Origin of the sequence: Streptomyces globisporus C-1027, from assembly GCF_000261345.2 — a bacterium.
Taxonomy (GTDB): Bacteria; Actinomycetota; Actinomycetes; order Streptomycetales; family Streptomycetaceae; genus Streptomyces; species Streptomyces pakalii.
Map to the genome: position 1 here is coordinate 3,424,759 of NZ_CP013738.1, position 20,443 is coordinate 3,445,201.

Sequence of the window (20,443 nt, forward strand, 5' to 3'; positions counted from 1 at the left end):
ATCCCTTGTACCCCTACGGAAACGGCAGCCCGTCCCATGCCTGAGCACGGCTCGGTCCCTTCCCTCGCTTCCACGCTCCAGCAGCAGCTGGCGGACGCCCTGACGGCAGCCCTGCCGGATGCCGGCACCGCGGACCCGCTGCTGCGCCGAAGCGACCGGGCCGACTTCCAGGCCAACGGCATCCTGGCGCTCGCCAAGAAGCTCAAGGGCAACCCCCGGGAGCTGGCCGCCCAGGTCACCGCCGCCCTTCCGGCGGGTGAGCTGATCAAGGACATCGAGGTCTCAGGACCCGGCTTCCTCAACATCACCCTCGCGGACAGGGCGATCGTCGAGACGCTGGCCGCCCGGGCCGCCGACCCCGAGGGCCGCCTCGGCGTGCCGGTGGCCGCGGACGCCGGAAAGACGGTCATCGACTACGCCCAGCCCAACGTGGCCAAGGAGATGCACGTCGGCCATCTGCGGTCGGCCGTCATCGGCGACGCGATGGTCAGGATCCTGGAGTTCACCGGCGAGGACGTCGTCCGGCGGCACCACATCGGCGACTGGGGCACCCAGTTCGGGATGCTCATCCAGTATCTGATCGAGCACCCGGGCGCCCTGGAGCACGAGGGCGGCGCGAGCGACGGCGAGGCGGCGATGTCGACGCTGAACCGGGTCTACAAGGCGTCCCGGGCCCTGTTCGACGCGGACGAGGAGTTCAAGGCCCGGTCCCGGGACCGGGTAGTGGCGCTCCAGGCCGGTGACGCGGAGACGCTGGAGCTGTGGCAGGGCTTCGTCGACGAGTCGAAGATCTACTTCCACTCGGTCTTCGACAAGCTCGACATGGAGGTCCGCGACCCCGACATCGTCGGCGAGTCCGGCTACAACGACATGCTGGAGGAGACCTGCCGGATCCTGGAGGAGACGGGTGTCGCCGTCCGCTCCGAGGGTGCGCTGTGCGTGTTCTTCGACGATGTGAAGGGCCCGGACGGCAACAAGGTCCCGCTCATCGTGAAGAAGACAAACGGCGGTTACGGCTACGCGGCGACCGACCTCTCCGCGATCCGGAACCGGGTCCAGGACCTCAAGGCCGACACCCTGCTGTACGTGGTGGACGCCCGGCAGTCGCTGCACTTCAAGATGGTCTTCGAGACGGCCCGGCGGGCCGGCTGGCTGGGCGACGGCGTCAAGGCCGTGCAGCTCGCCTTTGGCACGGTCCTCGGCAAGGACGGCAAGCCGTTCAAGACCCGTGAGGGCGAGACGGTGCGGCTGGAGGACCTGCTCGACGAGGCGGTCGAGCGGGCCACCGCGGTCGTCCGGGAGAAGGCCGGGAAGGTGGGCCTGTCCGAGGAGGAGATCGTCGAGAACGGCCGGTACGTCGGCATCGGCGCCGTGAAGTACGCGGACCTGTCGACCTCCGCCGTGCGGGACTACAAGTTCGACCTGGACCAGATGGTGTCGCTGAACGGCGACACGTCGGTCTACCTCCAGTACGCGTACGCGCGGATCCAGTCGATCCTGCGCAAGGCCGGGGACGCGGTTCCGGCCGCCCACCCGGAGCTGGCGCTGGCCCCGGCGGAGCGGGCGCTCGGCCTGCACCTGGACCAGTTCGGCGAGGTGCTCTCCGAGGTGGCCGCGGGCTACGAGCCGCACAAGCTGGCCGCGTATCTGTACCAGCTGGCGTCGCACCTGACCACGTTCTACGACCAGTGCCAGGTGCTCAGCCCCGACAACGCCCCGGAGGTCGTCGAGAACCGGCTCTTCCTGGTCGAGCTGACCGCCCGGACCCTGCATCAGGGGATGGCGCTGCTGGGCATCCGGACGCCCGAGCGGCTCTGACAGCACCGACTGTCCTGCTGTACGTACGCGATCGGCCCCGGCGCCTGTGACAGGTGCCGGGGCCGATCACGTACCTACGAGGTCACTGCGGGCGGCCCAGCGCCCATCCCGACACATCGGAGAGGCGTCCGCGCCACAACGGCAGGGAGACGGGCGTCATGGCCCCGGAGACGAGGGTGACGTCCCGCAGATGGATCCAGCGGGGAAGCCGGGCCGCCCCCGTCGCGTCCTCCTCCGCGCGCAGTTCCCGTACGCCCTGGTCGACGGTCTCGGGGAACTCGGCGAGCAGGTTGGCCCCCTCGCCCTCGACCTGGCGCAGGCTCCTGGCCCACTCGGCCTTCCACTGCTCGTGCCCGATGACGTCGCCGTGCAGGATGCCGCCGGGGTGCGTGAGGGTGAGGGGCAGGCTGGAGCGGGGGTCCTCGTCGAGGAGCTGGATGAGCAGCTGGAGCTGGAGATCCGGCAGGGGTTCGGTGATCACCGCGGCGGACGGTGCCGGCGAGGTCTCGGCGGTGGCGCTCATGGGCCTGCCCTTCACGTGGCGATGGCGGACGACGGTCGTCCTCCCCGCCTGCCCGGCGAAGGCGCGCGTACGCCCCCGGGGCCCCAGTTCTCAGAGGAAGCGGCGGATGGGCACGACGGCCGCTTCCTTGGCCCGCTGGACGAGGTCGCGGCGCTTCCACCGGCCGCGCTCGATCAGCACGCTGTTCTCGCGGTCCTCCTCGAAGTGGCCGTCGAGGGTGGCGGTGAAGTCCTGGTCGAGGACGGCGAGCATGACTTCCTCGTCATGGTCGAGGGAGCGCCGGTTGAAGTTGGTGGAGCCGATGAGCGAGGCGACCCGGTCGATGGTGAGGCTCTTGGTGTGCATCATCGTCGGCTGGTACTGGTAGATCTTCACGCCGCAGGCGGTCAGGTCCTCGTAGTACCGCTGCCCGGCGAGCTGGCAGACCCGCTTGTCGGTGTGCGGCCCCGGCAGCAGGATCTCGACCTCCACCCCGCGCGCGGCGGCGGCGCACAGCAGCCCGGTGAAGTAGGCGTCGGGGGCGAAGTAGGCGGTGGTGAGGCGGATGCGTTCCTCGGCGGACTCCAGGACGACCCGGATCAGGGTCTGCATGTCCTGCCAGCCGAAGGAGGCCGAGCCGCGCACCACCTGGACGACGGAGTCGCCGTGGTGCTCCTCGGTGACGAACCGGTCGCGGTCGTCGAACAGCTCGTCGTGGCACTCGGCCCAGTTCTGGGCGAACGCGGCGGCCAGGCCGTCGACGGCGGGCCCGCTGACCTGGACGTGGGTGTCGCGCCACTCGTTCTCGTTGCGGGCGTCGCCGCACCACTCCTCGGCTATCCCGACGCCGCCGGTGAACGCGGTCTGCTCGTCGACGACGAGGACCTTGCGGTGGCAGCGGTGGTTCTGCTTGAGCGGCGAGAGGTAGAGCGGCTTGCGGAACCAGGTGACGGTGACCCCGGCCTCGTCCATCATGGCCAGCTGGTCCTTCTCGATGAGCCGCGATCCGAACCCGTCGAGCATGAGCCGCACCCGGACCCCGGCGCGGGCGCGGTCGGCCAGGGCCTCGGCGAACTGGAGAGCGATGTCACCCCGCCAGTAGACGAACGTCATCAGATCGACGGTGTGCTCCGCCTCACGGATGGCCTTCAGCATCGCGCCGAAGATGGCGTCGCCGTTACGGAGCGGGACGAGGGAGTTCCCCTCGGTCGCGGCGATACCGATCAGCCGCTCCAGCCTGCGTCTGAGTCGTTGGGAGCGTTCCTCGCAGGTACGGTCCTCCGGGGCCGTGCGATCGGAGGCTTCGGCTGCAGTGGCGGACATGAATCACCTGTGGGTTGTCGGGCGGGGCGGCCGTACACCGTCGTCGCGCGACGGCGAGGCTGCCAGAACCTCGCAGACTGTACTCCCGAGTTCTGGACATGTGTACGACCGCTTATCGGTCAGCCACCGGGATGTCCGATAAGCGAACTTTGAACGCTACATAATTGAATGCCTGGAATCAGCAACGCTCCTCCTGCGCTCCGTCCCAGGTCGCCGTGTCGGGGTCGATGCCATGCGCACGCGCGCCTGCGTCGATGAGGCGACGGAACCACATCGCGAGGCCGGGGCGGATGCTGTCGTAATGGGCGGCGAATCCCGCATCGGCCTCGTACATGCGGCCGAGGCAGACCTGCATCTGCCGGGTGAGGGGGAAGTACGAGCCGAAGACCTCGCGGTGCCGCTCGACGAGCCGGTTCGCCTCCCGGCTCCCGGGTGGGATCCCGGCGTCCATCGCCTCCCCCAGGGCGCGGTCGAGATCCGCCACGTCGTCGGCGACGGCCTGCCACTCCTCCGGACTGCGCGAGGCCGAGCGTTCGGCGTACTGCCGCCACTGCGTCGTGTCCCCGTAGCGCCGGCGGGCCCGGGCCGGACCGTCCGGATCCCATCCGGGGCCGAAGACCGCGGCCTGCTGTTCGTCCGTCAGCAGCGGGCCGCCCTCGTGGGCCTCGATCATCCGGTCGAGGCCGGCGCCGAGCCGCTGGAGGCGGTCGATCCGTTCGGCGACCTGGGTGCGCTGCGCACGCAGTGCGCCGAGCACGTCCGTGGTCGTGTCGTCCAGGACGGTCCGGATCCGGTCCAGGCCGAGACCCAGCTCGCGGTAGACCACGACGCGGTGCAGGCGTTCCAGATCAGCGGCGGTGTAGAGCCGGTATCCGGCAGCCGTGCGCAGCGACGGCTGCGCCAGACCGATCTCGTCCCAGTGGTGCAGCGCGCGGACCGTCACTCCCAGCCGCGCCGAGACCTGACCGACGGTCAGGCCGTCGGCATCCGTGGTGTCAGGCATGCCTCTCATGGTCGGTCAGGTTGTCGCCGGGTGGGGCGATGCCCATGGCCTCAAGGTTGCGTGCCTCCTGGCTCGCCGGGTCGAAGGGCTTGGCCGCGGTGAAGACGACCCGCGCGTTCTCCGGCGTGATCACCTCTACATCGCGGGTGTTCCAGGCGGTGTCCCGGGGGCCGTCGACCGAGTCCGGGCGCAGCGCACGGCAGGCCTCGGCCAGGGATTCGACCTGGCTGAGTACGCCCGCGAAGCTGAAGCTCATCGCCGGTGGCTGCTCCGGAACGCTCTCCGCCGCGACGAGGAGGACATCCTGGAACGCCCACCGGCGCAGATGCACCAGCGTGCCGGGGACGCTGAACAGCTCGAAGAACCCGAGTCCGTGCATCCAGAAGTCCACCGAGGCCGCCAGATCGCTGGTGGGGATCGTCACGAACGCGGGCATGCCATAAATGCCGCGGAACGGCTCCGGCGGAACCGCGTCCGGGCCGGGGGCGGGCACAGGACTCATCTCGAACGCGTTGTAGTAGTCGCTCATGGACCCGACCTTCCACCCTCACGCCGCGTGAGGGTCAAGTCGGCGTCGTCAGGACTGCCCGGTGCGCTCCCACCCGTAACCGGGACCACCGTAGACGTACTCCGGCCGCCCCTTCATCCCGCTCGTACGGAAAGGCTTCCCGTGGTCGTCGATCCGCAGCACCCCGTCCTCACCGCCGCTGCTCCACTCCAGCTCCAGGTACCAGGCGACGTCGTAACTCACGGCCTCCATATCGAGGTTGAAGACCTCCACGTCCTCGGACGACACCTTGTACGGGAAATCCACCGCCGGGACCTCGATGTCCCCCTGCGTCCCCGGCACCGGCCGCAGGACGGGGTTCCCGGCGTCGAGGTGGGAGGCGAAGGACTGGGGCGTGATCCCGCTGCCGCAGCCGTTGCCCATCCGGTACGCCGACCAGGGCAGCGGAGCCTTGCGGGACACGACGCGGACGTGCATGCCCTTGAGGACGACCGCCTCCCGGGAGGTCCCCTGCACGGTGAGCTGGAGCAGCATGTTGCCGGCGTCGACCCCGCCGTACGACTCCGCCCAGCCGCGCCGCTCCGGTGACGCGGGCGGTGGATCTACGTCGTCGGGATCCCGGTTCACCAGATAGTGCTGACCGCAGGGCTCTTCCCAGTTGTACGAGGAGATGCTGACGGTCGGCGGGGCGCCGAGGCCCGTACCGCTCCCGCCATCGCCGTCCCCGCTCTGGGACTGCCCGGCACCCGAGCCCGCCGAGGGCTTCGCAGACGGCTGCCCCGAGGGCGACGCGGACGCGCCCGTCGAAGTACCGGACGGGCTCGGGCTCGCGGAGGGCCGGGGCGTGCCCGAAGCGGAGCCCTCCGGAGGCTCCGCGAGACCCCCGCCCGCGTCCTCCACCCGGTCCGCGGCGCTCCCGCCGCCGTCCTTCCCCGACCCGACGAGGTCGACGGCGACGACAGTGCCGGGCACGAGGAGCGCGGCGACTCCGGCGGCGGCAATGAGCACCCGCGTACGCCGGGAGAACCGGGACCACCGGGAGCCCGGGCCCGACCGATCGCCGCTGCCGGCCGACGTCACGTCCGGCGCGGACGACTCCGGCGGCTCACTCGCCTCAACCGCACCGGGAACGACGGCAGACACGGCATCAGACGCAGTGGCAGGCACGACCTCAGACGCGACGTCAGGGACAGCAGCAGCGGAAGCCGCAGTCGCAGCGCCAGCCGGAGGCCGCCGCCGGGCCGCGTCCGCCACGATCCACCGCCGGTGCACCTCCACCAGCTCGTCGCCCGACGCCCCGCACACCCGCGCGAACCGCTCCACCGGAGCGAACTCGTTCGGCACGGCGTCCCCGTTGCAGTACCGGTGGAGGGTCGACGTACTGACGTGCAGCTTCCCCGCCAGCGCCCCGTAGCTGCGCCCCGAACGGTCCTTCAGATCCTTCAGCAGAGCCGCGAACTCCACGGCCTCCGGCGTCGCCACGACGGCGCTCCCCTTCCTCGTACGTCCCGGAACGGCGTTCCAGGGACGCGGACTTCCCGCAGGTCACCGTATGCGTAGACGTTCCAGCGTCCCCAATGGTTCGGCAGGCGTTGCGGCCGGATTCCGCCACCCCACAAGCTCGGACCACACCACACCAGCACCGCAGATCAACCGAGTACGGGGAGAACCACCGCCATGCGCACCAACCGCATCCGCACCACCGCCCTCGCCGCCACCGCTCTCGTGGCCGCCCTCTCGCTCACCGCCTGCGGCGGCGACGACAAGGCCATGGGGACCAAGCCGGCCGGCTCCGCCGAGACCGCGACCCCCGCGGCGACGAGCACCGTCGGCACGGCACAGCAGGACGCGCCGGAGGCCGGCGCGCCCGAGACGCAGACCGTCCCCGCCGAGGGGAAGCACGCGGGCGGCAACGGCAAGAAGCCGGAGACCGCGCCGAACGCGGAGGCGGCGGCGTCGATCCCGGCCTGCACGCCCAAGAACTCCACGGTGAAGGTCTCCAAGGTGAGGCGGCCGATCAACCACCTGCTGCTCACGGTCACGAACACCGGCTCCAAGGACTGCGCCGCGTACCACGCGCCGTTCCTCCGCTTCGACAACGCGCAGGCGGTGTACCCGATCCTCGACGACAGCAAGCCGCAGGCGGTCGTCGTGCTCTCCCCCGGCGAGGAGGCCTACGCGGGCATCGGGCTGCTCGGCGAGCCCGGCGAGAACGAGCCGGTCAAGAGCAAGGGCCTCGGCGTGATCATGGTCGACAAGAACAACAAGGCCAAGGGCGAGGCCACGCTGAAGCTCCCGGCGGAGACCTACACGGACGGCCTGGGCTACGTCACCTACTGGCAGTCGGACATCGGCAACGCCCTGGGTATCTGAGCCTCGCGGGACATCCCAGGCCAGCGCCTGACGTGCCGTAACCATGTGCGACCCGTACATCTTTCTTGTACGGGTCGCACATGCGTGAAGTGGGTTCCGGGGTGGGAGTGGGAACCGTATGCACCCCAGAAAGCGACAGCGTAAGAACGCGTCGACGATGAAGCTCGTGGGCAAGCTCCTGGCCCGGTTCCGCACCGAGGCGGGTATGACCCAGGTCGAACTGGCCCTGGCCGCGGGCGTACAGGAGGACACGATCGCCTCCATCGAGCAGGGCAGACGCTCGCTCGTGCCGGATCTGGCGGAGACGATCGACGACCTGCTGGACACGAAAGGCGCGTTGTCGACGGCGGTCGACAACATGCCCGAGTACGACCTGATCCCGCTCTGGGCCGAGCACTACCTCAACATGGAACACGAGGCGCTGGCACTGTCCTGGTACGACAACCAGGTCATCCCGGGCCTGCTCCAGACGAAGGCGTACGCGGAGGCGGTGTTCAGCAACAGGACCCCCGTCTACAGCCCGGAGGAGATCGAGACGCAGACGACGACGCGGCTGCAACGCCAGCAGATCCTGGACCGGAAGAAGCCGCCGACGATCAGCATGGTGATCTGGGAACCGGTCCTGATGATGAAGCTGACGTCGGACGAGGACCACCGGGAACAGCTACGCCGCCTCTACGCGATGGCCCAACTCCCGGGCGTCTGCCTCCAGGTGCTCCCGCTGGACAGCAGGGCCCACGCGAGCCTCGACGGCCCCTTCACTCTCCTGGAGACACCGGACCACCAGCACATCGCCTACTCCGAAACCCAGCGCGGCAGCCACCTGATCTCGGACCGGAACGAGATCAGCATCCTCGCCCAGAAATATGCGATGCTGCGAGCCCAGGCGCTCACCCCGCTGGAGACCCTGCGCCTGCTGGCCCGTTTACTGGGAGAGACATGAGCACCGCACTGAACTGGTTCAAGTCGAGCTACAGCGGCAGCGAAGGCGGCCAGTGCCTCGAAGTCGCCTACGACTGGCGGAAGTCGAGCTACAGCGCCGATGAAGGCGGGCAGTGCATCGAGATCGCCGCGCACCCCGCCGCCGTCCACGTCCGTGACTCGAAGGACATCGAGGGCCCGACGTTCACCGTCGCGCCGCAGGCCTGGTCGGCGTTCGCCGCCTACGCGGCCACCGCCTGACCCTCATCCCCGCTCAGCACCGCAAGCCTCATCCCCGGACCGTCTCGTAACGGAGCATCGCGACCCCGTTCCCGAAGGTCCGGGTCTCCACCAGCCGGAGCATCTGCCTCTCCTCGCTGTCCTGGAAGAAGCGACGGCCCCGGCCGAGGATGACGGGGTGGACGTAGATCCGGTACTCGTCGATGAGATCGGCCTGCCGGAACGACTCCAGCAGATTCGCCCCGCCGACCGCCAGATCCCCCGAGGCGGCGTCCCGCAGCGCCCGCACCTGCTCGGGGTCGACCTCGTGCAGCAGGGTCGCGTTCGGACCCACGCTCTCCAGCGTCCGCGAGAAGACGAACTTCGGCACGTCCCGCCAGATCCCCGCGAATTCGGCCATCACCCCCTCGTTGGCAGGGTCCTGATCGGCGGTCGGCCAGAACTCCTCCATCAACTCGTAGGTGACGCGCCCTTCGGCGAAGCCGCCCATGGTGCGGAAGTAGTCGTTGAAGTGCTGATGCAGCTCGTCGTCGACGGTGTGCCAGTCGATGTCCTGGTCGGGCCCTTCGAAGAATCCGTCGAGGGAGAGCGAGATGGACGTGATGATCCTGTTCACGGCGGCTCCTGCCGGATCGGCCCGGTCGACGGTGACGGGGCGGCGCACAACGGGGCTCGAACATACGCCTTCCGCACCCGGCCCACCGGGAAATGGACCCTGTCGGTACCGGCGTCGGCACACGGATGGCGGCCTAGCCTGGGCACATGATCACCTGCGTCGTGCGGTACACCATCGACCCGAAGAAGATCGCGGCATTTGAGCGGTTCGGTACCCGCTGGATGGAGCTGGTGCAGGCCCACGGCGGCACGCACCACGGCTACTTCCTCCCGGCGGAGGGCGCGAGCGACGAGGCGCTGGCCCTGTTCAGCTTCCCGAGCCTGGCGGCGTACGAGGAGTACCGGCACCTGTTCGGCCGGGACCCCGAGTTCATCGCAGCGGACCGCATCCGCGACGAGAGCGGCTGCGTACTGCGCTACGAGCGCACCTTCATGCGCCCGCTGCTCCCGGGCGACCTGGCGGGTGCCGACGCCGTGCCCGGGCCGACGCCCGGGGAACCGCGGCCCGGGACGCCCTAGTTCCGCGCCCGTCGCGCCGCTCGGTGGGCGGTGGGCGGTGGGCGGTGACGTCCCTGGCGGGACGCAAGGACCGCCTGCCCCGCTCGTTGTCAGTGCCGCCGCCTAGGCTCCCCCTCATGGCGACGCTCCCGAATCCTCTGCCCGACCTGGCCTCCTCCGGCCTGGTCCTCCCGCCCGGCTCCCTGGTGGACGCCACGCTGGACGGCCCCTGGCACGAACCGCTGCTCTGGCACGCGGACGGCCCGGCGGCCCCGCGCGACTGGCCGGACCTGCGGGCGGCCGGGCGGCGGCTCGGGCTGCTGCCGGTGCTGGTCACGGGCGGCCGGCGCGACCAGTGGCCCGAGGACTGGGACCTCTGCCCGGACGACACGTCGTATCCCGGCGACCACGACGCCGAGGAGGTCCTCGCGGGGTACTGGGCGGACCACGTCGACCACGTCGACCACGCGGACGACGCCGACAACGGGATCGGCGACGGGACGGCGGCCGACGAAAACCACGAGGACTCCCCGGCCCCCGGCTCGTCCTGGCCCGGCCTCGCGCCCGTTCCCGCCCGGGAGGCGGCCGAGGACGCGGACACGGTGGCCGCAGGCCTCGCGGGCGTCATCGCCGCCGACGCCGACGAGTGGCTCGGCGGAGCCCGCATCGCCCTCGCCCCGGCCCGCCGCAGCGCCGACATACCGGCGGCGATCGGCTGGTCGGGCCCGATGAACCACGAGAACGACGTGGCCCGGCTCTGCGCGGTGCTCCGCTCCTGGGAGGACCGCTTCGACGCCCGGGTCGTGGTGCTCGGCTTCGACACGATGATCGTCTCCGTGGGCCGCCCGCCCGCGACCATCGAGGAAGCCCGCGCCCTGGCCGCCGAGCACTACGCGTTCTGCCCGGACAACATCGACCAGGCCCCGCCGCACGACCTCGACGCCTACGCCGAGAAGGCCCTGCTCAACCAGGAAGCGTGGTCGTTCTGGTGGGACTGAACACGGACCGTACGGCCGGGCAGCGATCGGACCTGTCCCGGATCAAAGCCTGGTGGCGCACGCTCGGCGGCGACGGCTTCGTCGCCCTGCCTCCCCCCACCCGTAGTCGCTACACCCAGTCCGACGGCCACGAGGACGCGGCCGAGCTGTTCGCGACCCGAGGCATCCCCGAGACCGCCTCCTTCGCGTACTGGCACTGGCAGTCCCACGACGCCTTCGCCCGCTCCGGCGACCTCCGAGGCGCGCTGTACCTGCACTGGGGCGGCGACCACGCCACGGTCGCCACGGGTCTCGGGGAGGGCCCGCCCGGCTATCGCATCGTCAACAACGGTCCGCAGGGAGCCTTTCAGCTGGACAAGGTCACGGCGACGGACGCCGACGGGCTGCCGGACCCGGAAGACACCGCGGGCGTACGCCAGTTCCTCTCCCGCATCGACGAGCCCCGCCGGCGGACCGCCCGCTCCACGGAGTACGACCCGCTGGCCCCAGCCGAGGAACGCTGGCTCCACGACCGGCTGTCGGGCCCCGTGGACCTGGACGCCGCCGTCCGCTTCACCGCCCCGCTGGAGCACCGGCAGGCGCTGACCCCGGACGAGACGGCACGGCTGCTGTCCGCCTGGCGGGAGACGTACGCCGGCCGGCTCGCGGCCTGGCCCGGCTGGCGTTCCGTGCTCCCCGCGCTGCTGCGCCAGGAGCACCCGGAGGCCTGGGAGGTGGCCCCCGAACTGGGCGCGGATGCGGCGTACGCCCTCGCCGCGCATCCGTCCCCGCGCTCGCTGGAACTGCTGCGTACGTGGGCGCTGACCGGTGACGAAGGGGCCGTTCGCGGCTGGTTCCGCGCCCACCACGCCCTGCGCGAACCGGACCCGGTCCGGGCGGCCCACGCGCTCTCCGAGGAGCTGACGGACGGCACCGCGCCCGAGGCCGCGCAGACCGGCCTCCTCCACGCGCTGCGGGAAGCCGTCACGGGCGAGCCCGAAACCCGCCGCCCCGCCGCCGACGCGTTCTTCCCCCTGCTCCTCGCCACCATCCGGTTCGCCACCGACGACCGCCTGCCGCGCCCGCTGCGGGTCGCCGCCGCGAGGGCCGCCGCCGAAACGACCGACCGCGTGCGCGAAGCGGCCGGCCGCCTCACCGACGCCGCCGACGCCGCCGAGGCGCTGGCCGCCGTGGAGCGCTACGAGACCGTCCGCGACGAGCTCCTCGCGGGCACCGGCCCCGACCTCACCGGCTACGAGGGCGGCCTGGGCGACATCTACCACCGCTACCGCACCCTCTCCCCCGCCGACGTCCGGTGGCTGCACGACCGGCTCGCCGACCCGGCCACCGGCGTCCAGGGCATCGCCTTCTGCCTCGAACTGCTCTACGCCCACGGCAAGGCGACCGAAGCGGACCTGGTCGCCCTCCTCCCCCGCTGGAAGAAGGAGCTGACCAAGCAGTACCGCACCACGTACACCGAGTGGCGCCACCCGCTGGTCACCCTGACCTGCCTCGCCCTCGACCTGGAACACCCGGCCGCCGCCGACCTGCTGGCCTGGTGGTCGAAGCCCAAACCGCTCTGGAAGGAACCGGTCCGGCTGCTCACCCACCTCGGCGCCCCCGACGAGGAGAAGGCCGCCGAGCTGTGGGAGTTCGTCGTCTCCGGCGGGCACGACACGGGCCACCTGATGACGTGGGTACTGCTCCGCGCCCGCCTCGACGGCACGCACCCACTGCACGTGGCGGAGAAGCTGATCGCGGAGCAGGAGACCCGCGATTACGTCCTGCACCGCGTCCTGATCGGAGTCGCCGACCCCGCCCAGCCGCTCTGGCACTACGCGATCGACCCGCGCAGCCACAGCTGGTGGCACCGCGCGCAGGAGGTGGCGGACGACCCCCGACTCTCCGACGCCGCCCGGGCGATCGGCATGAAGGCGGCCCGCGAGCACTACGTCACGCGCTACCCGGACCAGGTGCGCCCACCCCTCACGGAAGGCGAGGTGAACGCGGCCCGCGCCTGGCTGGAGGCCCGCGCCGACAGGACCGCCGCGGACTGAGCCCTCGTACTCATGCGGGCGGCGGCCCCCTCGCGGTTGGCTCGACCGCATGAGCGAGAACAGCCACGACGGCGGCAGCGGCACCGGCAGCACCCCGGCGACCGACCCCGCGCACGCACCCGACCGCCGCGCGTGGGTCGCCCCGCTGATCTCCACGGTCGTGACCCTGCCGCTCGGGCTCATCGCCCTGTTCATCGGCGGGCTCACGCCGATGGCGTGCGACTCCTGCAACGGCGCGGCGGCCGACCGCTTCGACGCGAGCTTCGCCACCGCCTGGACCGTCCTGTGGATCGGCCTGTTCATCGCGCTGGCCGTGCTGATCGCGAGCTGGGCGGTCCCGCACCAGCTCCGCCACGCCGCCCGCCGTGTGGGCCTGGCCCTGGCCGCACCTGCCACCGCCGTGGTCACTTTCGTAGCATTCATGGCACTGGTCGACTGGCCCTGACAGAAAGTGTCCACCCCCATGAACGACACGAACCTCACGACCACGACGGAAGCCGCTTCCGCGGCCGAAGCCGCAGAGCGCCTGATAGCCGAATTCCATGCGCTGCCCGCAGACAGCGACCGCAAGCGCGAGATCATCACCGAGCTGGACGACAACACCCAGGCGCTGCCGTTCCTCGTCTCGGTCGTCGCGGACCCGGGCGAGTACGACCTCGCCCGGGTCGAGAGCGCCACCGTCCTGCGCCTGTGGCCCCCGGCCGACCCCGCTCTGCGCCACGAAGCGGGCCGCGCCCTGCTCACCGCGCTGCGCGATCCGGCGGAGGACCTGGTCCGGCAGTACGCGGCGATGTCGCTGGCGCCCTACACGGACGACCCGGTCGTCGCCACGGTCCTGGACACCACCGCGCGGGCCGACGAGGACCCCCTCGTACGGGACAGCGCCCGCTTCTCCATCAAGGAGGCCCACCGGCTCCAGGAGACCGGAGCGGGTGGGCCGTGATCACGCGGGGCTCAGCCCCTGCCGCGTCCGAGCCACTGGGCCGCCTCGGTCGCCCAGTAGGTGAGGATCATCTGCGCCCCGGCCCGCCGGATCCCGGTCAGGCTCTCCAGGATCGCCTTGTCCCGGTCGATCCAGCCCTTCTCTGCGGCGGCCTCGATCATCGCGTACTCGCCGCTGATCTGGTACGCCGCGACCGGCACGTCCACGGACTCCGCGACCTTGGCGAGGATGTCCAGATACGGTCCGGCGGGCTTCACCATGACCATGTCCGCGCCCTCCGCCAGGTCCAGCGCCAGCTCACGCAGCGACTCGCGGGCGTTGGCCGGGTCCTGCTGGTAGGTCTTGCGGTCACCGGTCAGCGAGGAGCCGACGGCCTCGCGGAACGGGCCGTAGAAGGCGGAGCTGTACTTCACGGTGTAGGCGAGGATCGACACGTCCTCGTGGCCGGTCTGGTCCAGGGCGTCCCGGATCACGCCGACCTGACCGTCCATCATCCCGCTGGGGCCCACCACATGGGCCCCGGCGTCCGCCTGGACCTGGGCCATCTCCGCGTACCGCTCCAGGGTGGCGTCGTTGTCCACCCGCCCGTCGGCGTCCAGGACCCCGCAGTGGCCATGGTCGGTGAACTCGTCCAGGCACAGGTCCGACATCACGACGAGCTCGTCGCCGACCTCCTCGCGGACCGCGCGCAGGGCGACCTGGAGGATGCCGTCGGGGTCGGTGCCCGCCGTTCCCCGGGCGTCCTTCTTCCCGTCCTCCGGCACCCCGAAGAGCATGATCCCCGAGACCCCGGCCGAGACCGCCTCGACGGCCGCCTTCCGCAGGGTGTCCAGGGTGTGCTGGTGCACGCCGGGCATGGCCGAGATGGCGACCGGGGCGTCGATGCCCTCCCGGACGAACGCGGGGAGGATCAGGTTCGCGGGGTCGAGCCGTGTCTCGGCGACCATCCGCCGCATCGTCGGGGTCGTCCGCAGCCGCCGGGGGCGGGAGCCGGGGAAGTTTGCGTACGCAGTCATCCTTCGACGATAGACCCGTGCGCCCCACGGTCTTACCGACACCTGCGCCGGGAAAGGCCCGCGCGCAGGCTGTCAACAGGGCCCTGCGCCGGCGCCGGAGAAGACAGCGGGCCCGGCCGCCGAAGCGACCGGGCCCGCTCACCCTCGTACTGCCGTTAGGTCGTCGTCCGACGCCTGCGCGCCCCCGGGCGGCGCTCGCTCGGCCGGGTCACCGGGTCGCCGGCCTCCTTCGCGGCGTCCCGGCGCTGCGCGCCGAAGGCGGCGAGCGCCTCGGCGAGCTTGTGCACCGACGGCTCCGGGGACAGGACGTCCACCCGCAGACCGTGCTCCTCGGCGGTCTTCGCGGTGGCCGGGCCGATACACGCGATCACGGTCACGTTGTGCGGCTTGCCCGCGATGCCGACCAGGTTGCGCACCGTCGAGGACGAGGTGAACAGGACCGCGTCGAAGCCGCCGCCCTTGATCGCCTCGCGGGTGTCGGCCGGCGGCGGCGAGGCGCGGACCGTGCGGTACGCGGTGACGTCGTCGACCTCCCAGCCCAGCTCGATGAGCCCGGCCACCAGGGTCTCGGTGGCGATGTCGGCGCGCGGCAGGAACACCCGGTCGATCGGGTCGAAGACCGGGTCGTAGGGCGGCCAGTCCTCCAGCAGCCCGGCGGCGGACTGCTCGCCGGAGGGCACCAGGTCCGGCTTGACGCCGAAGTCGATCAGCGCGGCGGCGGTCTGCTCGCCGACGGCGGCGACCTTGATCCCGGCGAAGGCCCGGGCGTCGAGACCGTACTCCTCGAACTTCTCCCGGACCGCCTTGACGGCGTTCACGCTGGTGAAGGCGATCCACTCGTAGCGGCCGGTGACCAGGCCCTTGACCGCGCGCTCCATCTGCTGGGGCGTACGCGGCGGCTCGACGGCGATCGTCGGGACCTCGTGCGGCACCGCACCGTAGGAGCGCAGCTGGTCGGAGAGCGACGCGGCCTGCTCCTTGGTCCGCGGGACGAGCACCCGCCAGCCGAACAGCGGCTTGGACTCGAACCACGCGAGCTGGTCGCGCTGTGCGGCGGAGCTGCGCTCTCCGACCACTGCTATGACCGGCCGGTGGCCCTCGGGCGAGGGGAGCACCTTGGCCTGCTTGAGGGTCTGGGCGATCGTCCCGAGGGTCGCCGTCCAGGTGCGCTGGCGGGTGGTGGTGCCCGCGATCGTCACGGTGAGCGGGGTGTCGGGCTTGCGGCCCGCCGAGACCAGCTCACCGGCGGCGGCCGCCACCGAGTCCAGCGTGGTGGAGACGACGGCGGTGGCGTCGCTCGCGCCGACCTCGCTCCAGCACCGGTCGGAGGCCGTACGGGCGTCGACGAAGCGGACGTCCGCGCCATGCGCGTCGCGGAGCGGCACCCCGGCGTACGCGGGCACGCCGACGGCGTTCGCGATGCCCGGGACCACCTCGAAGGGCACCCCGGCGGCGGCGCAGGCGAGCATCTCCGCGCCCGCGTCGCCGTCCAGACCCGGATCGCCCGCGACGGCACGGACCACCCGCCTGCCGCCCTTCGCGGCCTCCATGACAAGATTGGCCGCATCCCTGAGAACGGGTACACCGGCGCTTGTTGACGAGACGTCAACAAGCGTCAGCTCAGGCGTGCTCACGCCTTCCCGCGCATGGCTGCGAACGACGTCGAGCACATCGGGCTCGGCGACAAGGACGTCCGCGCTCGCGAGCGCTTCGACAGCGCGCAGAGTCAGCAGTCCCGGGTCGCCGGGACCGGCGCCGAGGAAGGTGACCTGGCCTTGGGCGGACAGGACCGGAAAGTCGGATGCGGCGGGGCCGGTGGGGCTCAAAGTGCTCGCTCCCCCATAAGACCGGCCGCACCCTTGGCGAGCATCTCGGACGCGAGTTCGCGACCGAGGGCCGCCGCGTCGTCGTGCGACGTGGGGACGGGACCGGTGGTGGACAGCTGTACGAGCGAGGAACCGTCGGTGGTACCGACGACTCCGCGCAGGCGCAGTTCGTTGACAACCTGTCCGTCGGCCAGGAGGTCGGCCAGCGCACCCACAGGTGCGGAGCAGCCGGCCTCCAGGGCGGCGAGCAGGGCGCGCTCGGCGGTCACGGCGACCCGGGTGTACGGGTCGTCGAGCTCGGCGAGCGCGGCGGCGAGGTCGGCGCTGGACGCGGCGCACTCGATCGCCAGTGCTCCCTGGCCGGGAGCGGGCAGGACGGTGTCGACCGGCAGGAAGTCGGTCACCTCACCGGTCCGGCCGAGACGGCTGAGCCCGGCGGCGGCGAGGACCACCGCGTCGAGCTTGCCGTCCCGCACGAACCCGATCCGCGTGTCGACGTTGCCCCGGATGGGGACGGTCTCGATCCGCAGTCCGTGGGAACGGGCGTACGCGTTGAGCTGCGCCATGCGGCGCGGCGAACCGGTGCCGATGCGGGCGCCGTCGGGCAGCTGCTCGAAAGTCAGCCCGTCCCGGGCGACGAGCGCGTCGCGCGGGTCCTCGCGCTGCGGCACCGCGGCCAGCACGAGGTCGTCGGGCTGGCTGGTCGGCAGGTCCTTGAGCGAGTGGACGGCGAAGTCCACCTCACCGCGCAGGAGCGCCTCGCGCAGGGCGGCGACGAAGACTCCGGTGCCGCCGATCTGCGCCAGGTGCTCGCGGGAGGTGTCCCCGTACGTGGTGATCTCGACGAGCTCGACGGCGCGCCCGGTCACCTCGCGGACCGCCTCGGCGACGAGCCCGGACTGGGCCATGGCGAGCTTGGAGCGCCGGGTGCCCAGCCGGAGCGGCGCGGCGCCCCGCGCGTCCGGCGATGAGTTGTCGGTCATGACCGCCCTCTATTCGGGTCGTTCAGGTCGGCCCGGGAGACGGCGGCCACCGTCTGCGGGTCGAGGTCGAAGAGTTCTCGCAGCGCGTCCGCGTACCCGGCGCCGCCGGGCTCGCTGGCGAGCTGCTTGACCCGCACGGTGGGCGCGTGCAGGAGCTTGTCGACGACGCGGCGCACGGTCTGGGTGATCTCGGCGCGCTGCTTCTCGTCCAGGTCGGGGAGGCGGCCGTCCAGCCGGGCGATCTCGCCGGCGACCACGTCGGCGGCCATGGTGCGCAGGGCGACCACGGTCGGGGCGACGTGCGCGGCGCGCTGGGCGGCGCCGAAGGCGGCCACCTCGTCGGAGACGATCGTGCGGACCCGGTCCACATCGGCGGCCATCGGGGCGTCGGCGGACGCCTCGGCGAGCGACTCGATGTCGACGAGGCGCACCCCGGCGATGCGGTGGGCGGCGCCGTCGATGTCGCGCGGCATGGCGAGGTCGAGCAGGGCGAGCCGGACCGGACCGGTCGACTGGGCGGGCACGGTGACCCGGCGCGGCGTCGCCGGACCGGCGTGCGCGGCGGAGGCGGCGGAACCGTTCTCCACCCAGGCAGCGTGCTGGTCGACGTCGTCCGGGGCCGGGGCGACGGCGGTGACCGCCGGTGCCTCGGGCGCGGCGTCCAGGGTCACGCCCAGGGCGTCGGCGAGGGCGTCGGCGGTGAGCACGAGGCCGGTGGAGCCGGTGCAGGAGACGACGATGTCGGCACGTGTCAGTTCGTCGCCCACCGCGGACATCTCGACGGCGCGGGCGCGCACGGCGGTGTCGTCGCCCTGCTGGAGGATCTCCACGAGGCGGTCCGCGCGGGCGCGGGTCCGGTTGGCGACGACGATCTCGGCGACACCGGTCCGGGCGAGGGTCGCGGCGGCCAGCGAGGACATCGAGCCGGCGCCGATGACCAGGGCGCGCTTGCCCCCGGCCCACAGGGCGGGGTCGGCCCCGGCGGCGAGCTGCTGGAGCCCGAAGCTGACGAGCGACTGCCCGGCCCGGTCGATCCCGGTCTCGCTGTGGGCGCGCTTGCCGACCCGCAGGGCCTGCTGGAAGAGGTCGTTCAGCAGCCGTCCGGCGGTGTGCAGCTCCTGGCCGCGCGCGAGCGCGTCCTTGATCTGGCCGAGGATCTGGCCCTCGCCGACGACCATCGAGTCGAGCCCGCAGGCCACCGAGAACAGGTGGTGGACGGCCCGGTCCTCGTAGTGCACATAGAGATACGGAGTGAGCTCTTCCAGGCCGACGCCGCTGTGCTGGGCGAGCAGGGTGGAGAGCTCGGCGACGCCCGCGTGGAACTTGTCCACGTCCGCGTACAGCTCGATGCGGTTGCAGGTGGCCAGCACGGCGGCCTCGGTCGCGGGTTCCGCGGCGAGGGTGTCCTGGAGCAGCTTGGCCTGGGTGTCGGCAGCGAGGGACGCCCGCTCCAGTACGGAGACGGGGGCGCTGCGGTGGCTCAGTCCGACGACGAGGAGGCTCATGCGGGCATCACGGCGGGCATGTCCCCGTCGGGTCCTTTTCGGCCGGTGGGCGTGGCACGCATCGGGGGCGCGCCCTCGTCCTCGGCGGTGGCGTCCTCGCCCGCCTTGCGCTGCTCGTGGAACGCGAGGATCTGGAGCTCGATGGAGAGGTCGACCTTGCGCACGTCGACGCCCTCGGGCACCGACAGGACGGTCGGCGCGAAGTTCAGGATGGAGGTCACACCGGCGGCGACGAGCCGGTCGCAGACCTGCTGGGCCGCGCCGGGCGGGGTGGTGATCACACCGATCGACACCCCGTTGTCGCTGATGATCCGGTCGAGGTCGTCCGTGTGCTGGACGGCGATCCCGGCCACCGGCGTACCGGCCATGGCGGGGTCGGCGTCGATCAGCGCCGCGACGCGGAAGCCGCGGGAGGCGAAACCGCCGTAGTTGGCGAGGGCCGCGCCGAGGTTACCGATACCGACGATCGCGACCGGCCAGTCCTGGGTGAGCCCGAGCTCACGGGAGATCTGGTAGACGAGATACTCGACGTCGTATCCGACACCCCGGGTGCCGTAGGAGCCCAGGTAGCTGAAGTCCTTGCGCAGCTTCGCCGAGTTGACGCCGGCCGCCGTGGCCAGCTCCTCGGAGGAGACCGTGGGGACCGATCGCTCGGAGAGCGCGGTCAGGGCGCGCAGATACAACGGAAGTCGGGCGACGGTGGCCTCGGGAATTCCTCGGCTACGGGTCGCCGGTCGGTGTGTTCGGCCAGTTGCCACGGTGCTCCTGCGGGATGAGCGGGGCTGCAGGCGGCCGTATGTCCCAAGACCGCCCCGTCGAATGCAGGCTATGTCTTTGTGAACGCGTGCACAAAGATTGTGTCCGTTTTGTCCGGTCAAAGTGACCGGGGTCACGCGCATTTCCCGCGCGATCCCGGAACCAGGGACCGCAACGGCCCGTTGCAGCCTCGAAGGGGGCAAAGCGGTACACACTCCTCACAACTACGCCCCCGAGGCCACTCAAAACGCCCGCAATGTTAACCGGGTTTCGCGTCCGCACCCAGCGCCTTGCGCAGCCTCACGGGGTCCACGCGCCAGAACGTGTGCTGTTCGCCATCGATCAGCACCACCGGAATCTGCTCCCAGTACTCCTTGTAGAGCTCCTCGTCCTCGGCGATGTCCTTCTCCACCCACGACGCCCCGGTCTCCTCACAGACCGCGCCCACCACCGCCCGCGCGTCCTCGCACAGATGGCAGCCCGGCTTCCCGACCAGCGTGACCACCCGCTCGGCGGGCTTCTTCTTCGTACGTCGCAACAGAGGACTCATGCGTCCATTCTGCGCCCGCCGGGCCCGGA

21 protein-coding genes are annotated in these 20,443 nt (G+C 71.5%); 9 read left to right on the forward strand and 12 right to left on the reverse strand.

Going from position 1 to position 20,443, the window contains the following annotated elements; all coding sequences use genetic code 11:
* The first annotated feature begins 36 nt into the window (after positions 1-36).
* Positions 37-1,818 carry an arginine--tRNA ligase gene (argS, locus tag WQO_RS14710; protein ID WP_058953991.1) on the forward strand — a complete coding sequence of 594 codons (1,782 nt, stop codon included), beginning with the start codon at positions 37-39 and terminating at the stop codon, positions 1,816-1,818.
* A gap of 82 nt (positions 1,819-1,900) precedes the next feature.
* On the opposite strand, the gene WQO_RS14715 is transcribed toward argS, so the two are convergent.
* From WQO_RS14715 to WQO_RS14735, 5 genes are all read right to left on the reverse strand, one after another.
* Positions 1,901-2,341, reverse strand: a complete 441-nt coding sequence (locus WQO_RS14715) for a hypothetical protein (RefSeq protein ID WP_010063981.1) — start codon at positions 2,339-2,341, stop codon at positions 1,901-1,903.
* A gap of 90 nt (positions 2,342-2,431) precedes the next feature.
* Complete coding sequence (locus WQO_RS14720) at positions 2,432-3,643, reverse strand: phospholipase D-like domain-containing protein (protein WP_010063982.1); 1,212 nt, start codon at positions 3,641-3,643, stop codon at positions 2,432-2,434.
* Between the two features lie 178 nt (positions 3,644-3,821).
* Positions 3,822-4,646, reverse strand: a complete 825-nt coding sequence (locus tag WQO_RS14725) for a MerR family transcriptional regulator (protein WP_010063984.1) — start codon at positions 4,644-4,646, stop codon at positions 3,822-3,824.
* On the reverse strand, positions 4,639-5,175 hold the full coding sequence (locus WQO_RS14730; RefSeq protein ID WP_010063985.1) for a VOC family protein: 537 nt from the start codon (positions 5,173-5,175) through the stop codon (positions 4,639-4,641). The genes WQO_RS14725 and WQO_RS14730 overlap by 8 nt, the downstream gene beginning before the upstream one ends.
* A gap of 48 nt (positions 5,176-5,223) precedes the next feature.
* Entirely contained in the window at positions 5,224-6,636 is a 1,413-nt protein-coding gene (locus tag WQO_RS14735; RefSeq protein ID WP_010063986.1) for a helix-turn-helix domain-containing protein, read from the reverse strand.
* Between the two features lie 195 nt (positions 6,637-6,831).
* Between WQO_RS14735 and WQO_RS14740 the strand changes: the two genes are divergently transcribed.
* From WQO_RS14740 to WQO_RS14750, 3 genes are all read left to right on the forward strand, one after another.
* A complete protein-coding gene (locus WQO_RS14740; RefSeq protein ID WP_010063987.1) occupies positions 6,832-7,527 on the forward strand; it encodes a DUF4232 domain-containing protein in 696 nt (231 codons plus the stop codon).
* 157 nt (positions 7,528-7,684) lie between these two features.
* Complete coding sequence (locus tag WQO_RS14745; protein WP_010063988.1) at positions 7,685-8,470, forward strand: helix-turn-helix domain-containing protein; 786 nt, start codon at positions 7,685-7,687, stop codon at positions 8,468-8,470.
* On the forward strand, positions 8,467-8,709 hold the full coding sequence (locus tag WQO_RS14750) for a DUF397 domain-containing protein (protein WP_010063989.1): 243 nt from the start codon (positions 8,467-8,469) through the stop codon (positions 8,707-8,709). The genes WQO_RS14745 and WQO_RS14750 overlap by 4 nt, the downstream gene beginning before the upstream one ends.
* Before the next feature lie 28 nt (positions 8,710-8,737).
* On the opposite strand, the gene WQO_RS14755 is transcribed toward WQO_RS14750, so the two are convergent.
* On the reverse strand, positions 8,738-9,304 hold the full coding sequence (locus WQO_RS14755) for a dihydrofolate reductase family protein (protein ID WP_029182675.1): 567 nt from the start codon (positions 9,302-9,304) through the stop codon (positions 8,738-8,740).
* Between the two features lie 146 nt (positions 9,305-9,450).
* Between WQO_RS14755 and WQO_RS14760 the strand changes: the two genes are divergently transcribed.
* The 5 genes from WQO_RS14760 to WQO_RS14780 all read left to right on the forward strand — a co-directional run bounded on the left by WQO_RS14760 (position 9,451) and on the right by WQO_RS14780 (position 13,778).
* Positions 9,451-9,822: an NIPSNAP family protein gene (locus WQO_RS14760; RefSeq protein WP_010063992.1), complete on the forward strand. Its 372-nt coding sequence runs from the start codon at positions 9,451-9,453 to the stop codon at positions 9,820-9,822.
* A gap of 116 nt (positions 9,823-9,938) precedes the next feature.
* The gene (locus tag WQO_RS14765; RefSeq protein ID WP_058953992.1) at positions 9,939-10,799 is read left to right on the forward strand and encodes a DUF4253 domain-containing protein; all 861 of its coding nucleotides are present in this window, start codon (positions 9,939-9,941) and stop codon (positions 10,797-10,799) included.
* Positions 10,778-12,835, forward strand: coding sequence for a hypothetical protein (locus WQO_RS14770; protein WP_010063994.1), 2,058 nt, complete (start codon positions 10,778-10,780; stop codon positions 12,833-12,835). Before WQO_RS14765 ends, WQO_RS14770 begins: the two co-directional genes overlap by 22 nt.
* A 49-nt stretch (positions 12,836-12,884) precedes the next feature.
* Positions 12,885-13,280, forward strand: a complete 396-nt coding sequence (locus WQO_RS14775) for a hypothetical protein (protein WP_010063995.1) — start codon at positions 12,885-12,887, stop codon at positions 13,278-13,280.
* Positions 13,281-13,298: 18 nt separating this feature from the next.
* Positions 13,299-13,778 (forward strand): hypothetical protein, encoded by a 480-nt coding sequence (locus tag WQO_RS14780; RefSeq protein ID WP_010063996.1) that lies wholly within the window; start codon positions 13,299-13,301, stop codon positions 13,776-13,778.
* An 11-nt stretch (positions 13,779-13,789) separates the two neighbouring features.
* Here the strand turns inward: WQO_RS14780 and hemB are convergent, their stop codons facing one another.
* From hemB to WQO_RS14810, 6 genes are all read right to left on the reverse strand, one after another.
* On the reverse strand, positions 13,790-14,794 hold the full coding sequence (gene hemB, locus WQO_RS14785) for a porphobilinogen synthase (protein WP_029182676.1): 1,005 nt from the start codon (positions 14,792-14,794) through the stop codon (positions 13,790-13,792).
* Positions 14,795-14,949: 155 nt separating this feature from the next.
* A complete protein-coding gene (locus tag WQO_RS14790; RefSeq protein ID WP_029182677.1) occupies positions 14,950-16,620 on the reverse strand; it encodes a bifunctional uroporphyrinogen-III C-methyltransferase/uroporphyrinogen-III synthase in 1,671 nt (556 codons plus the stop codon).
* On the reverse strand, positions 16,617-17,603 hold the full coding sequence (gene hemC / locus WQO_RS14795) for a hydroxymethylbilane synthase (protein ID WP_010064000.1): 987 nt from the start codon (positions 17,601-17,603) through the stop codon (positions 16,617-16,619). Before hemC ends, WQO_RS14790 begins: the two co-directional genes overlap by 4 nt.
* Complete coding sequence (locus WQO_RS14800; protein WP_010064002.1) at positions 17,600-19,108, reverse strand: glutamyl-tRNA reductase; 1,509 nt, start codon at positions 19,106-19,108, stop codon at positions 17,600-17,602. Before WQO_RS14800 ends, hemC begins: the two co-directional genes overlap by 4 nt.
* Positions 19,105-19,866, reverse strand: coding sequence for a redox-sensing transcriptional repressor Rex (locus WQO_RS14805; protein ID WP_010064003.1), 762 nt, complete (start codon positions 19,864-19,866; stop codon positions 19,105-19,107). Before WQO_RS14805 ends, WQO_RS14800 begins: the two co-directional genes overlap by 4 nt.
* A gap of 257 nt (positions 19,867-20,123) precedes the next feature.
* Positions 20,124-20,414: a glutaredoxin family protein gene (locus WQO_RS14810; RefSeq protein WP_029182678.1), complete on the reverse strand. Its 291-nt coding sequence runs from the start codon at positions 20,412-20,414 to the stop codon at positions 20,124-20,126.
* Positions 20,415-20,443: the final 29 nt, after the last annotated feature.

What these genes read in the sequence shown, in the direction of transcription:
- WQO_RS14745 (WP_010063988.1), top strand. Translation starts at nt 7,685, where the DNA reads ATGAAGCTCGTGGGCAAGCTCCTGGCCCGGTTCCGCACCGAGGCGGGT.
- WQO_RS14800 (WP_010064002.1), bottom strand. Translation starts at nt 19,108, where the DNA reads ATGAGCCTCCTCGTCGTCGGACTGAGCCACCGCAGCGCCCCCGTCTCC.
- WQO_RS14725 (WP_010063984.1), bottom strand. Translation starts at nt 4,646, where the DNA reads ATGCCTGACACCACGGATGCCGACGGCCTGACCGTCGGTCAGGTCTCG.
- WQO_RS14810 (WP_029182678.1), bottom strand. Translation starts at nt 20,414, where the DNA reads ATGAGTCCTCTGTTGCGACGTACGAAGAAGAAGCCCGCCGAGCGGGTG.
- WQO_RS14740 (WP_010063987.1), top strand. Translation starts at nt 6,832, where the DNA reads ATGCGCACCAACCGCATCCGCACCACCGCCCTCGCCGCCACCGCTCTC.
- WQO_RS14750 (WP_010063989.1), top strand. Translation starts at nt 8,467, where the DNA reads ATGAGCACCGCACTGAACTGGTTCAAGTCGAGCTACAGCGGCAGCGAA.
- WQO_RS14720 (WP_010063982.1), bottom strand. Translation starts at nt 3,643, where the DNA reads ATGTCCGCCACTGCAGCCGAAGCCTCCGATCGCACGGCCCCGGAGGAC.
- WQO_RS14780 (WP_010063996.1), top strand. Translation starts at nt 13,299, where the DNA reads ATGAACGACACGAACCTCACGACCACGACGGAAGCCGCTTCCGCGGCC.
- WQO_RS14760 (WP_010063992.1), top strand. Translation starts at nt 9,451, where the DNA reads ATGATCACCTGCGTCGTGCGGTACACCATCGACCCGAAGAAGATCGCG.
- WQO_RS14730 (WP_010063985.1), bottom strand. Translation starts at nt 5,175, where the DNA reads ATGAGCGACTACTACAACGCGTTCGAGATGAGTCCTGTGCCCGCCCCC.
- hemB (WP_029182676.1), bottom strand. Translation starts at nt 14,794, where the DNA reads ATGACTGCGTACGCAAACTTCCCCGGCTCCCGCCCCCGGCGGCTGCGG.
- WQO_RS14775 (WP_010063995.1), top strand. Translation starts at nt 12,885, where the DNA reads ATGAGCGAGAACAGCCACGACGGCGGCAGCGGCACCGGCAGCACCCCG.
- WQO_RS14765 (WP_058953992.1), top strand. Translation starts at nt 9,939, where the DNA reads ATGGCGACGCTCCCGAATCCTCTGCCCGACCTGGCCTCCTCCGGCCTG.
- argS (WP_058953991.1), top strand. Translation starts at nt 37, where the DNA reads ATGCCTGAGCACGGCTCGGTCCCTTCCCTCGCTTCCACGCTCCAGCAG.
- hemC (WP_010064000.1), bottom strand. Translation starts at nt 17,603, where the DNA reads ATGACCGACAACTCATCGCCGGACGCGCGGGGCGCCGCGCCGCTCCGG.
- WQO_RS14715 (WP_010063981.1), bottom strand. Translation starts at nt 2,341, where the DNA reads ATGAGCGCCACCGCCGAGACCTCGCCGGCACCGTCCGCCGCGGTGATC.